Origin of the sequence: Nostoc sp. FACHB-152 (genome assembly GCF_014697475.1) — a bacterium.
Lineage (GTDB): Bacteria > Cyanobacteriota > Cyanobacteriia > Cyanobacteriales > Nostocaceae > Nostoc_B.
Window position 1 is genome coordinate 1 of the sequence record NZ_JACJRV010000120.1, and the last position, 13961, is coordinate 13961.

General features: G+C 39.6%; 12 protein-coding genes. 9 read left to right on the forward strand and 3 right to left on the reverse strand.

The features are described 5' to 3' along the window. Positions 1-236 precede the first annotated feature (236 nt). The 4 genes from H6G76_RS34035 to H6G76_RS34050 are packed head-to-tail and all read left to right on the forward strand — an operon-like array spanning position 237 to position 6536. A complete protein-coding gene (locus tag H6G76_RS34035) occupies positions 237-1571 on the forward strand; it encodes an efflux RND transporter periplasmic adaptor subunit (RefSeq protein ID WP_190710620.1) in 1335 nt (444 codons plus the stop codon). A gap of 43 nt (positions 1572-1614) precedes the next feature. Next, positions 1615-4725 carry an efflux RND transporter permease subunit gene (locus tag H6G76_RS34040; protein WP_190710621.1) on the forward strand — a complete coding sequence of 1037 codons (3111 nt, stop codon included), beginning with the start codon at positions 1615-1617 and terminating at the stop codon, positions 4723-4725. 45 nt (positions 4726-4770) lie between these two features. Continuing rightward, on the forward strand, positions 4771-5901 hold the full coding sequence (locus H6G76_RS34045; RefSeq protein WP_190710622.1) for a 1-aminocyclopropane-1-carboxylate deaminase/D-cysteine desulfhydrase: 1131 nt from the start codon (positions 4771-4773) through the stop codon (positions 5899-5901). Between the two features lie 5 nt (positions 5902-5906). Continuing rightward, positions 5907-6536: a TMEM175 family protein gene (locus tag H6G76_RS34050; RefSeq protein ID WP_190710623.1), complete on the forward strand. Its 630-nt coding sequence runs from the start codon at positions 5907-5909 to the stop codon at positions 6534-6536. A gap of 232 nt (positions 6537-6768) precedes the next feature. Here H6G76_RS34050 and H6G76_RS34055 read toward each other — a convergent pair whose 3' ends face one another. From H6G76_RS34055 to H6G76_RS34065, 3 genes are all read right to left on the reverse strand, one after another. After that, on the reverse strand, positions 6769-7233 hold the full coding sequence (locus H6G76_RS34055; RefSeq protein WP_190710624.1) for a hypothetical protein: 465 nt from the start codon (positions 7231-7233) through the stop codon (positions 6769-6771). A 94-nt stretch (positions 7234-7327) separates the two neighbouring features. After that, on the reverse strand, positions 7328-7813 hold the full coding sequence (locus tag H6G76_RS34060) for a hypothetical protein (RefSeq protein WP_190710625.1): 486 nt from the start codon (positions 7811-7813) through the stop codon (positions 7328-7330). A gap of 138 nt (positions 7814-7951) precedes the next feature. Next, on the reverse strand, positions 7952-9025 hold the full coding sequence (locus H6G76_RS34065; protein WP_190710626.1) for a hybrid sensor histidine kinase/response regulator: 1074 nt from the start codon (positions 9023-9025) through the stop codon (positions 7952-7954). A 339-nt stretch (positions 9026-9364) separates the two neighbouring features. Between H6G76_RS34065 and H6G76_RS34070 the strand changes: the two genes are divergently transcribed. From H6G76_RS34070 to H6G76_RS34090, 5 genes are all read left to right on the forward strand, one after another. Next, entirely contained in the window at positions 9365-10648 is a 1284-nt protein-coding gene (locus H6G76_RS34070) for an HhoA/HhoB/HtrA family serine endopeptidase (RefSeq protein ID WP_190710627.1), read from the forward strand. Positions 10649-10702: 54 nt separating this feature from the next. Continuing rightward, positions 10703-11467 (forward strand): DUF5673 domain-containing protein, encoded by a 765-nt coding sequence (locus H6G76_RS34075; RefSeq protein ID WP_190710628.1) that lies wholly within the window; start codon positions 10703-10705, stop codon positions 11465-11467. A 60-nt stretch (positions 11468-11527) separates the two neighbouring features. Continuing rightward, complete coding sequence (locus tag H6G76_RS34080; RefSeq protein WP_190710629.1) at positions 11528-12028, forward strand: DUF3172 domain-containing protein; 501 nt, start codon at positions 11528-11530, stop codon at positions 12026-12028. Positions 12029-12046: 18 nt separating this feature from the next. After that, positions 12047-12640, forward strand: coding sequence for a signal peptidase I (gene lepB / locus H6G76_RS34085; RefSeq protein ID WP_190710630.1), 594 nt, complete (start codon positions 12047-12049; stop codon positions 12638-12640). A gap of 176 nt (positions 12641-12816) precedes the next feature. Continuing rightward, on the forward strand, positions 12817-13815 hold the full coding sequence (locus tag H6G76_RS34090) for an RpoD/SigA family RNA polymerase sigma factor (RefSeq protein ID WP_190710631.1): 999 nt from the start codon (positions 12817-12819) through the stop codon (positions 13813-13815). The last annotated feature ends 146 nt before the right edge of the window (positions 13816-13961 follow it).

The window sequence follows — 13961 nt, forward strand, 5'->3', positions numbered from 1 at the left end:
TTAAATAGAGCTTATTGCGAATAAATGCTCTTTTTCTTTTACCACAAATTGCTACACTCTTTGTAAGATAAGCATTCTAGACCATTTTGTCCCCCCGCAAGAGTTGTACGCCTAATACATTTGATTATGTATCAGGGTTTTGGCAAAATCATAAAACTTTTCCCTAACTTATTTATCTTCGCCCCTAAGCGTTTGCTAATGACTGAAACTGATGTTAAATAAAGTTGGGCAACGAAATGATGAATAACAACGCAATCATACAAGACTTACCAAAATTGACGCGTCTACAAAAAAGTAGTCTGGGTCTTTTGATATTAGGATTAGTTTGTTTTTCTAGTTGGTTTTTTTTGAGTAAAAGACCTACACAGATACAGGCAAATAGTTATAAAGCTGTGCCTGTAGTCGTAGCTCAAGTAAGCCAAGCAACAATCCCTCTAGAAATTCGCACTACAGGAACAGTTGAGGCATATTCTACTGTATTAATTAAATCACTAGTTGATGGGCAACTCACAGGAGTTTACTTTCAACAGGGTCAGCAAGTCAAAAAAGGACAGTTATTATTCAAAATTGATCCGACACCTTTTCAGGCAGATTTAGATCAAGCACTCGCCAAACAGGTACAAGCGCAAGCACAAGTCCAGCAAGCGATCGCTAATCTGCAACAAGCCAATGATCAAGTAACTCAAGCGAAATCTACACGGGTAAAAGATGCAGCCGAAGCACGTAATGCTGATACGGAAGCAAAGCGCTATACCCATTTATTCCAACAAGGAGCCGTTACCCAAGAACAAGCACAGCAATATCGCACCAGTGCGGATGCAGCCGAAGCAACTGTATCTGCTGATCAAAGTGCAATTCGAGAAGCGATCGCGGCTGTGGGTTCAGCCAAGGCAAATGTACAGAATGCTCAAGCCAATCTCAAAGCGGCTGAGGCGGCTGTGGCTAGTGCTAAAACTCAACTGGCTTACACTACTATCTATGCACCTATTGATGGGCAAACAGGTAATTTACAAGTTAATCAAGGTAACTTAGTCAAAGCTAACGATACCACCGGCTTAGTCGTAATTAACCAAACTCATCCTACTTACGTTTCTTTCTCCATCCCGCAACAGCAATTACCAGAACTCAAAGAATATCTAGCAAAAGGCAAACTAGAAGTTGATGCGTTAGTGCCAAATAATTCCGCACAGCCAATAAAGGGTGAACTCACCTTTGTTGATAATACGTTGGATACCACAACCGGAACGATTCAACTCAAAGCTACCTTTAGCAATATCCAAGGACAGCTATCACCAGGAGAATTTGTAGATGTGGTGCTGAAATTGACGCAGTTACCTAATGCAATTATTGTCCCTTCTCAAGCATTACAAACTGGACAAAACGGGCAGTATGTGTATGTTGTGCAACCGGACAAAACAGTAGCAACCCGTCCGGTGAAAGTTGGGGATAGCGTAGGCAAAGAAACTGTGATTAATCAAGGATTGCAACCAGGCGAACAAGTCGTTACTGATGGGCAATTCAATCTTGCGCCTGGTGTATCTGTTGCTATTGAACAATCTTCTAATAAATAGCTGTAGAGACGCGCTGTGTTACGCCCTTACAAAACTAAAAACCATGACAAATATTCCTTCCTTGTTCATTCGCCGCCCAATCATGACCACTTTGGTGATGTTGGCAATTCTAGTGTTTGGGCTAATGAGTTACTTTATACTACCCGTTAGCGACTTGCCTAGTATGGATTTTCCCACAATTGCTGTGTCTGCTAGTTTACCAGGAGCTAGCCCGGAAACGATGGCGGCATCGGTGGCAACGCCTTTAGAACAGCAGTTTTCTACCATTGCTGGGCTTGATTCCATGAACTCCACCAGTTCTAAAGGGAGTAGCCAAATTGTTCTGCAATTTGATTTGAGTCGAGATATTGATGGTGCAGCCCAAGATGTACAAGCGGCGATCGCTCAAGCAACTAAGCAATTGCCTAGCGATATGCCTAGTCCTCCATCCTATAAGAAGGTAAATCCAGCACAGCAACCAATTCTTTACATAACCCTGAGTTCTAATTTAGTCCCACTTTCGGATATAGATAAGTATGCAGAAGAGACATTAGCAGAACGTTTATCAATGGTTGATGGCGTAGCGCAGGTATTGGTTTACGGTTCTCAAAAATATGCTGTTCGCATCGAAGTTGATCCCCAATCGTTGAAAGCCAAAGGGTTAGGTATTGATGATGTTGCGAAAGCGATCGCTCAAAATAACTCTGATTTGCCTACTGGGAATCTCTACGGCAATCACAAAAATTATACCGTGGAAGCTAATGGTCAATTGCTTAACGCTGACGACTATCGCGGCTTGACAGTTGCTTATAGTAATGGTGCGCCAGTACATTTGGGTGATTTGGGTCAAGTGGTTGACAGTGTAGAAAATGATAAAGTTGCCAGTTGGTATTTTGCCAAACAAGGCCAGATTCCCCAACGTTCAATTATTTTGGCGATTCAACGTCAGCCAGGAACCAACACTATTGAGATTGTTGATGCAGTCAAAACCTTGCTGCCGAATTTGCGATCGCAAATTCCCACGGCTGTGAATATGGATATTTTCTACGACCGCTCACAAAATATCCGTGACTCAGTGAATGATGTTAAATTCACCTTATTACTCACCATTTGTTTAGTGGTGTTAGTCATCTTTTTATTTCTGCGGAATCTCCGGGCTACTTTAATCCCTAGTGTAACTGTACCCCTATCTTTAGTAGCTACCTTCGCAGTCATGTTAATGCTGGGCTTTTCCCTCGATACCCTTTCCCTGATGGCGTTAACCTTAAGCGTAGGTTTCGTAGTAGATGACGCGGTGGTAGTGTTAGAGAATATCGTCCGTCATAGAGAAATGGGCGAAAATCGTTGGCAAGCGGCCATCAACGGTTCAACAGAAATTAGCGGCACAATTATTTCCATGACTTTATCTCTAGTAGCCGTCTTCATCCCCATGTTGTTTATGCCGGGTATTTTGGGAAGGTTATTTCATGAATTCGCCGTCACTATTGCAGCCTCTATTCTAGTTTCTGGTTTGCTTTCCCTCAGCTTAACGCCGATGTTATGCAGCCGATTTTTGCAACCGGAACATCACCAAGCAGAAGAAGAAACTGAGAACACAAATCAGAACTTTTCCCTACGTTTTTACGCCTGGAGTCTGCGAAAGTCTTTGAAATATCACCGTACAACGATGATTCTCTCCGGTGTGATTTTGTTGGCGACAATGTATTTATTTGCGATCGCGCCGAAGGGCTTTCTTCCTAGTGATGATAAAGGATTGATTCTGGCTCAAACCCAAGCAGCGCAAGATATTTCCTTTGAAGATATGATTAAGCACCAAGAAGCAGTAGCCCAAATCATTCGCAAAGATCCCAATGTAGATGTACTGAACTCAATTGTTGGGACATCAGTGACGGGGACGGCTGGAAATAACACTGGAATTATCGTCATCCGCCTGAAACCAACTTCCGAAAGACATCTCAACGCCGATCAGGTGATACAAGAATTGCAACCAAAAGTATTAAAGGAACCAGGAATCAAAGCCTTCTTAATCAATCCACCAACCATTAATATTGGTGGTAAGCAGACAAACGCCCAATATCAGTTTTCCTTACAAAGCACCAACTTACAAGACCTGTATAAATATACGCCAATTTTGCAAGATAAACTCAGCAAAATTCCGGGGTTGCAGGATGTCAACAGTGATTTGCAAATAGATAATCCCCAGGTGAATGTACAGATTAACCGCGATCGCGCCAATGCCCTTGGTTTAACTACCCAACAAATCGAAACAGCCTTGGGGGATGCCTATGGTACCTTGCAAGTTTCCACGATTTACGCTCCAGATAATGAGTATGAGGTCATCCTGGGACTTTTACCACAGTATCAAAAAAACCCGGATGCTTTAAATCTGCTATCGATTCATTCTGCTAATGGTCAACTCGTTCCCTTAAATGCAGTGGCTACCTTAACTACAGGTGTGGGTTCATTAACAGTCAACCATCAAGGACAACTCCCCGCCACAACTATCTCCTTTAACCTCAAGCTCGGTGTATCTCTAGGAGAAGTAACAGACAAAATTCAACAAGTAGCCCATGATACCTTACCTGCAACCATTAGTACCAGCTTCCAGGGTTCAGCCCAAGCTTTTCAATCTTCAATTGCTGGACTGGGATTGTTGCTGTTGGTGGCAATTTTAGTAATTTACATTGTGCTGGGAATTCTCTACGAAGATTACATTCACCCTTTCACAATTTTATCTAGCTTACCTTCGGCTGGGTTCGGCGCACTACTTACATTGATGCTATTTCATATTGATCTCAACGTTTACGCCTTTATCGGCATCATCTTGCTAGTGGGTATTGTCAAGAAAAACGGCATCATGATGATTGACTTTGCAATGGAAACCCAACGCCACACAGATAAATCCCCCCGTGATGCCATATACGAAGCCTGTTTAGTCCGCTTCCGCCCAATTATGATGACCACAATGGCAGCTTTGATGGGTACATTACCCATCGCCCTTGGTTTAGGTGCTGGTGCAGAGTCACGCCGACCTTTAGGGATGGCTGTAGTAGGAGGATTGTTATTTTCGCAACTGCTGACACTATATATTACTCCAGTGTTTTATACCTACATGGAAGCACTGCGAAGAAAATTGGAACACCGCAATCACGATCAACATTTACAAACATCGTAGGGTTGCATAGCAACCCCTACCATTCATTATTTAGGAGATAAATAAATGCTTCCTCTGTTTCAGGCTTATCCACGATTAAAAGCCAAGCTTCCTTATGTATCATTAGCTGAATTACCAACTCCAGTACATAAGCTACATAAGTTAGAAAAGTCGCTGAATGCAGAACAACTTTACATCAAGCGGGATGATCTGAGTGGCTTGATCTATGGTGGTAACAAGATTCGCAAATTAGAATTTCTGCTAGGAGACGTTCTTAATCAAAAATCAAAGCGGGTATTGACGTTTGGTTTTGCTGGGTCTAACCATGCCCTAGCAACAGCAATTTATGCTCATTCTCTTGGCATCCGCACAACTTCAATGCTAATGCCTCAAATGAATGCTCAGTATGTGCGGCGTAATCTGTTGATGAGTCATTATTATGAGGCAGATATTCATCAGCATCAGACACAACTAACACTCTTGATTAACACAGCATACCAACTTCTTCATTACACATTAAAAGAAGGTCGTATACCTTATATTATTGCCCCTGGAGGGTCTTCACCATTAGGTGCGATCGCCTATGTTAATGCAGCTTTTGAACTCAAAGAACAAATTCTGCAAGGTCATATACCTGAACCAGATTTCATTTATCTGCCGTTAGGAACTATGGGGACTGCTGTAGGACTTGTTCTCGGCTTAAAAGCGGTTGGACTTAAAACAAAAGTAATAGCAGTTCTAGTCGTAGAAGCGCAATTTGCCAATGAAAAGAAAATGGTCAAATTGTTCAATCACACGAACTCACTCTTACACTCTCTAGACTCTACTTTCCCAATCTTAAAAATGACAGAAAATGATGTACTTATTAGACAAGAATTCTTTGGCGAAGAATATGCTCGTTTTACAAAGTTAGGAATGAAAGCAATCACTCAGATGGATAATCAGGAGAATATTCAATTAGATGGCACATATACTGGCAAAGCATTTGCTGCCTTAATTCACGATATTAACCAAGAAGATATCAAAGATCAGGTGATTCTTTTCTGGAACACCTATAACTCTAGAAGTTTACCTTTTGCTGGTGAAGATTTTCATCAGCTTCCTCAATCTTTCCACCATTATTTTGTAGATAAAGTTCAACCTTTAGACCAAGAGGAATTATTAGTCACACTAAAAGAGGTAAATTTTAGCGACTGAGTAATATGCAAACTTCAAATACCAAAACCAACTCCTTACTTCCCAGCAGTAGACGCTTAGAAGCTTTGAGCGATTGTGTCTATTCTATTGCCATGACTTTGCTAGTGCTAAATATCAAAGTGCCGAGTATTCCTGCCGCTAAAGTTGCCTATATTTTGCCAGAATTCATTTTAGGATTGACGAGCCGCTTACACGACTACTTGGTAAGTTTTTTGGTACTGGGTTCTCTTTGGCTGGTTAGTCATCAGCAATTTCATTACATTCGCAATGTTAACCGCACACTACTATGGATTAATTTGCTGATTCTCATGTTTATTACTTTAATTCCCTTTTCGGCTTCTCTAGTAGGGGAATATGGTAGTCAGCAGATTTCTGTGTTATTTTTTGATGGACATCTTTTAGTATTGAATTTATTATTTCTCCTCAATCGCTATTACGCTATTAATCGGAAATTTCTTGAACCAGGAATTGATCCTGTATGGCGCAAACGCATAGGTAACGCCGAAAGTTTAATTAATTTTGGGCTGATTACTTGGTCAATCGTTTGGTCTTTTTTTAGCCCTCAGTGGTCACAGTTACCTTTTTTATTGATGCCTTTTACGCCAATCTTGGCAAAAAAGATGCTAAACAGTTAAATAAAAATTAGTAATCTAGCAGATTATAGTAGATCAGGACTTACGCAAGAACTCTCTCAAACTCTTCTTCGTGTCCTACCCTGGCGGGAAGCCGCTAGCCTGCGGCAACGCTCCGCGAACGCGTCTAACGCGTTCTTTGTGGTTCGTTTCTTTATAAGTTTGCGTTAGTCCTGTAGATAAAAAAAGCACCATCCTTAATAAAAGAGATGACGCTTTTTTGTGAGATTAATAACTAGGCTGTGACTGGTGTACCAAAAAATTTCTCAGTGTTTTGTGGTTGAGTAAACTTTAGGTATTCAGAGGCAAGTGCAGGTGGTAATAATTCTAGGAGCAGTTGATTTTCAACCCAGAACTCAATTACTTTAAAAGGGCCGCGATCGCACAATTGTGTAAACCATCCTTCACGTTTAGCAATTTGCTCAATGCGTTCTTGATCAACAGAGACAGAAATTGCTGCATGAAACGGCGAAAGTTTAGGAGTAAATGAATCTTGAACGACATCTCGATTTCCAACCATAGGAGCTAATTGAGTTCCTAACGGATAAATTTCAACTGCCGTACCATGTTCATCGAAATCCCTGACAATGTACCCTCCTAAAATAGGACTGAATGAATAGACATTGCCATTCCAAAGTTCTGCTAAAGCCTGAGCAACAAGGAGTGGGTTTTTGACGGCGATAGAGATGTGGTGAATCATAGCTATATTTTTTGATGCTTGTCTTATTAAAATGCTTGTAAACCTAATAGATAGGTTTACAAGAATTTATTTGCTCATGCTTTGGCAAATAAATTTAATAGTTGTTATAAGTCAAATCATCAATCGTATCTTTACCAGCCGCGATCGCAGTATAATGTTTGGCTTGATTAATATCCATTTCGGCTCTGTTACGCCAAGAGATAACAGAACTGTTATCTTCTTCTCTAGATAAATCACTTTCGGCACTACGCAAGAGTTTATAAATCGCCTGAAATTTATCTCTATGGTTTAACGAAGTATCTATTTGTGGGTAATCATAGATATCTTTTGCATCTAAAACTCCTGCTACATCAATATCTTCAATGGCATAATGAACCTTTTGAGCCGCTATTTTAGCTGCTTGAGTGACATTATATTCATCAGGAGTTTCTAACATTAATTCAGCTTTACGTAGGTCACTGCGTGCATGAAGATAGTAGGGATGATAACCAGGAGTATCTGCTAAAGCAATACCGTGACCTAAACAAGCTGTTAGTAGTCCAGTCAAAAGACCAATTGCACTAATTTTACGGGTAATCATAATTTTGAATAGAGCTATTACATAGCTCGGTGAATTGACTTTCATTTATAGTGTCGGGTTGAAAAAGTCAATTTGGGGTGAAGATAGATAAGTTATTAAAAAGATAGCAAAGGGCGCACATCTGTGCGCCCTTACTGCTTAAATTTCTACAATCACAACCGCACCGTTTGGTTGATTATCCTCAATTGTAATTGTGCCACCGTGAGCCTCGGCAACCATTTTGCAAAATGCCAAACTCAAGCCGATTTGCGAATTACCATTAGTTAAGTTTCCTAATTCATATTGAGTGAAAATAGATTGTTGTAACTCTCGATTGATTCCTGTACCTTCATCCGTAACGCGAATTATTAGTTTTTGTAAGGAGTCATCAGGATAATCAATTTGCAATGTAATTGTGCTAGTTGGTGGAGATGATTGAATTGCATTAGTAATAAGATTGTTAAGTAAGCGATGAAATAATTCAGCGTCAATATTTAGCCAACGTCCTTGTTGAGGTAATTTAGTAATAAGTTGGATTTGCTTAGAGTTGACGATCGCTTGAAAATTTTCAACTACTACTTCTGCTAGTTCGTTAAGGTCTACTTCAACTGGATTTAATACCAGTTTGCCAGATTCCATTTTGGCTAAACGCAGTAAGCCATTAATAATGGCATCAATCTCTAGTCCGGCTGTGTGTACCATTTCAGCGCGTTCTCTATCTTTTGCTTCTAAATTACTTTGTAGTAATAAATGGCTACCCAACAACACCGTAGACATTGGTTGACGTATATCTTCCACCACAAGTTTAGATAAATCCCGTCGCAGGTTAACGCTGGCTTGCAGTGCGTCATATTGTTGTTTAATTCGCAACATGGAACGGACACGCGCTCGTAATTCTACCCCATTTATCGGCTTAGTCAGGAAATCATCAGCACCAGCCGCGAGCGATCGCGCTAAGTCTTCTTTTGAGTCTAAAGCTGTGACAATAATGATAGGAATTGGCTTCCAGTTAGAATTGGCTTTGATACGCCGACAAGTTTCAATGCCATCAATTTCCGGCATCATTACATCTAACAGGATGACATCAGGTAAGCTAGATGCCAATTGGCTGAGGACTTCTTTACCACTATTGAAGTAGGTCAGATTATATCCTTCGCGTCGTAGTAGCAACTCAATCACCTCAAAGCCATTAGGTTCGTCGTCTACTACCCAGACAGATTGTTTACGTTCCATAAAATTTATTTATTAATTACTTTAATAAACCGAACTTATATGAAAGTAGTCCTGAATAATCCAGGGAGAAACTTGACGATTGCTAAATAAACCTGACTACTATAAATATTTGTACATGGCTTAGGGATTAAGAAACGCGAATACTAGGAAACCTTTAATTATTGAGTAGGGCGTACATCTGTTCGTCCGTACAATCGATTAATTTGTACAAAGCTTTTTGAATAATTTGACCTTAAATTTTCGCTAAGTTATCTATCCTCACCCAAAACCTTTTGCCAAAAACCGAAACTTGTAATCAAGCAAAACGAAAAGCCTTGATTTACAAAGGAGTTTTGGGTGATGAAGACAGAAAACCACGATTTAGAAGACAACAACCTTCCATTAGCTGATGTTGATGCAAATTCACCAGCACCGCAAGTTGAGCGACCAACGCATCATCAATTGAAAAAATTTTTACCTTACTTAGGACTAATCTTTGCAGGTGCAGGAGCTACAATCATCAGTCTGCGTTTATTGCCGCATCCACAACCTTTACCTCCAGCACTGCAACCTTTCTTAAATGCAACAGCCAGCCAACCATCTGCAAACTCAGCGATAGATAAAGATTCTAACTTTATTACGGCTGTAGTTCGTCAAGACGGTTCTGCGGTAGTACGAATTGATTCTACACGCACAATCAAAAATCCGGCGGCTGGTATTTTAGATGATCCTCTAATTCAGAAATTTTTTGGCTATCAGTTGCCACAAGTGCCATCTCAAGAGATTGAACGAGGTATTGGTTCTGGTTTCATTATTGATTCTAATGGCGAGATTCTGACTAATGCTCATGTGGTCAACGGTGCTGATACGGTGACTGTGACGCTCAAGGATGGGCGCAATTTTAAGGGTAAAGTTATGGGTGTTGACCCAGTGACAGATATTGCTGTCGTCAAAATCCAGGCTGATAATTTGCCAACAGTCAAGCTAGGTAATTCTAATCAGTTACAACCAGGTGAATGGGCGATCGCAATTGGTAATCCTCTTGGTTTAAATAATACTGTGACTCATGGCATTATTAGTGCGATCGGTCGTTCTAGTTCTCAGGTAGGAATGCCTAATGAACGTGTTGACTACATCCAAACTGATGCACCAATCAATCCTGGTAACTCTGGCGGCCCCTTACTGAATGCTGCTGGCCAAGTAATTGGTATTAACACAGCAATTATTCAGAATACCCAAGGTTTGGGGTTTGCAATTCCAATTAATACTGCCAAAAAAATTGCCGCACAATTAATCTCCACAGGCAAAGTTAATCATCCTTATCTGGGGATTCAGATGCTCACGCTGACACCAGAAGTTAAACAACAAATTAACGATGATCCTAATTCTCCGATTAGTGTCGATCAATCTCAAGGCGTGTTAGTGGTCAAAGTTGCCCGAAAATCACCTGCTAATCAAGGCGGAGTTCGTGCAGGTGATGTGATTGTCAAAGCGAATAACCAAGCAATCGATAACGCTGAACAACTGCAACAAGCTGTAGAAAACACCCCTGATGGCAGTAACTTACAATTGCAAATTCTGCGTAATGGACAAACTCTCAACTTGAGTTTGCAACCGAAAGTATTACCTGGAAATGACAAATAAAACAGTCTGATTTAACTTTCATTTTCGCCTATTTTTTAGATAAAGAGCAAAGCTATGTATACTTTCGACTTCACTCATATTACGTCCCTATTTATTCCCATAATTGTATTAGTTATTTTGTTGGGAATTAGATATCAAGTCAGTCGTCATTTAGTAGGCAAACAAAACGCCGCTAGAGAAATACTTTACACTCTTCCGTGGCTTTTACTTGTATTCACATTATTACTCATTCCACAATTAACAAAGTACAGCAGGTTAATATTGGTGGGAATTTACGAAGTATATTTCTTAGGCTACTTGATATATATATCAACTTGGCACTGGCGTAAAGTACAAGCAGGTTATTGCCTACTAAATATTGACGAAATTTTTAGAAATAAACGCTTAGTTTGGTTGACTTTACTTAGCATAGCGTTAGGCAGTTTGTACTCTGCTTTATTTATTCATGAAGCATTTACCCAAGGTTCAATATATAACAACCTGAATCGTAAATATCTAGCAGAGACAATCCTGATCTGGTCTTCAGTAATCATTGTAGTTTCGCGTTACTTAAGTAAGTTTGAATTACGGGAAAACGGTATTTGTTACAGGTTTTCATTAGTGAAATGGGAAAACATTACTTCCTACAGTTGGGATAAAACGAAAAATAATACGTTGATAATTATCTTTCAACCTCGTTTATATCTTGTGAGAACATATTGGCTTGTGCCTATTCCTTTAGCCTATAAAGATACTGTCAATCAAATTCTCGCTCAATATTTGCATAGTCAAGGCAGTAAAAAACTTATCTTGCCTACAGGATTATCAGACATTAATTGAAATGAGTTTAATTTTTCATCTATAAAATTATTTTTTGATAACTTATTAGAGGCTTCACTTATGCAGAATAACACGCGATCGCCTCATAACCCTAAACCTTTCCGTTTCAATACAATGATAGTAGCTATTGTTAGTGCTGCCTTATTGTTAGGAGTTTTTCTTGGTGTCAGTCTAACTAGTGTTGCTAACTCTAACCCAGAAAATATTGCCAGTAGTGTTTATATTGATAGTGCTGCACCTGATGCAGATATTTGCGTTCAGTATGGTGCAAGTGCAATTGTCACAGACACTCGTGTCTTTCTCACTCTCAACCCTTTTAAAGTTTACGTAACACAACCGCGTATGCAGCCTGGATGTGTTTTACGCACTAGCGATTGGGCTATTTTACAACAAAGAAATCTGCTTACATCTCAACAGGTAAGTAATTGTAAAAATAGCTTAAATACTTTTGCTTACACTGGCAAGCTGGAAAATTCTCCACAAGTTTCCTGTGTTTATCCAAATGATGCTGCTGGCAATTTATTTGCACCTCAAGGGCAAACTGCTGCAAAATTTCAATAACTAGTAGGTTAAGAAATTATGTCTAATATTCATCAGCAAAAACAAAATTCATCTCAGTCAGAAAATGTATGGATTGAAGGTGCAAAAACTTTAGGTTTAAGCTTGATTTTGGCTTTAAGTATTCGTACTTTTGTTGCTGAGGCACGTTATGTTCCCTCTGGTTCGATGGAACCAACTATTCAACCAAATGATCACTTGATAGTGGATAAAATTAGCTATGATTTTAGCTCTCCCCGTCGAGGTGACATAGTGGTTTTCAAACCTACTAAAATATTGCAACAAGAGAATTATCACGAAGCTTTTATTAAGCGGGTGATTGGGCTACCTGGAGAAAAGGTAGAGGTAAAAAATGGACAAGTTTATGTTAATAGTTCACCTTTAAAGGAAAAATACATCGAAGCTAAACCGAATTATCAATGGGGGCCAGTGATTGTCCCAGCAAATTCTTATTTAGTTTTAGGTGACAATCGTAATGATAGTTATGATAGCCATTATTGGGGCTTTGTTCCGCGTCAAAACATCATTGGTAAAGCAATCTTTCGCTTTTTTCCCTTCAACAGTGTAGGAGAGTTGAATACACCTGCTTATACTGCAACCTCTACAAACAATTAGCATACCGCAGATATTATGCTCACAATCATTGTATTCCTTGAATTTTTGTTGGTAGTTTGCTTGTTATTAGGCTACGGGTTTATTTTGAAATTTATACATAATAAAATCCATACATAGCAGATATTTTGCCAACAATCAATACAGCTATTTTATTAATTAAAAAGGATATACCAACCATGACAAACTTACAATCTTTTACTTATGAAGTTGATAATGCAAGTCGGAAATATCTGGTTGACAGAGATAATATGTACTCCTATTTACAAGAGATAGGCAAAGTAGCTTTATTAACTCACCAGCAAGAAATTGTTTTGGCTCAACAAGTACAGCAGATGATGCATTTACTCAATGTAAAAAAAGAGTTAGCATTGCAATTAAAGCGTGAACCATTATTGCATGAATGGGCTGATTATCTCAATTTAACTATTGATACCTTGCAACAGCAATTAAATCAAGGACGACGAGCTAAACAAAAAATGATTGCGGCTAATTTGCGATTAGTGGTTTCAATAGCCAAAAAATATCAGCAACGAAATATGGAACTTTTAGATTTAATTCAAGAAGGTAATTTAGCCTTAGAACGGGGTATAGAAAAATTCGATCCAGAACGTGGTTATAAATTATCTACCTACGCTTACTGGTGGATACGCCAAGGAATTACACGAGCGATCGCACAACAAAGCCGCACTATTCGCTTACCAATTCATGTGTTTGAAAAATTGAACAAAATTAAGCGTGTGCAGAGAGAATTATCTCAAAAATTAGGGCGAGTTCCTACAACTGATGAAATCGCTACAGCCTTATCCTTAACACATAAAGAGATTAGAGAATGTTTATATTTTGCGCTTAAACCTATGTCTCTAGAATCACGAATTGGTGTACAGCAAGATTCAGAACTAATAGATGTTCTAGAAGATACAGGGCTAACTCCAGAAAGTTATATCGTCCAAGAATCTTTACAACAAGACCTGCAAAAGCTATTAGCAAAATTGACTCCTCAACAGCGAGAAGTTTTAACTCTCCGCTTCGGTTTAAAAGATGGAAATGAACTTTCTCTATCACAAATTGGTCAGCGCATAGGTGTAAGTCGAGAACGGATAAGACAAATAGAGCAACAAGCCCTCAAAGTCCTCAGACAGAATAAAGGAGACATCAGTATTTATATTGCTAGTTAATGCTAAATAACGTGAGTTCGATGAACCTCTCCCCAACCCCTCTGGCTTGAAAAGTTTTGCGCCGGGAAACCCGGACGCGCAACGCCAGTTGCTTTATGCCGGGGAACCCGTCCAACGCACTGGCTCAACTTTTCGCTCCGACGCGG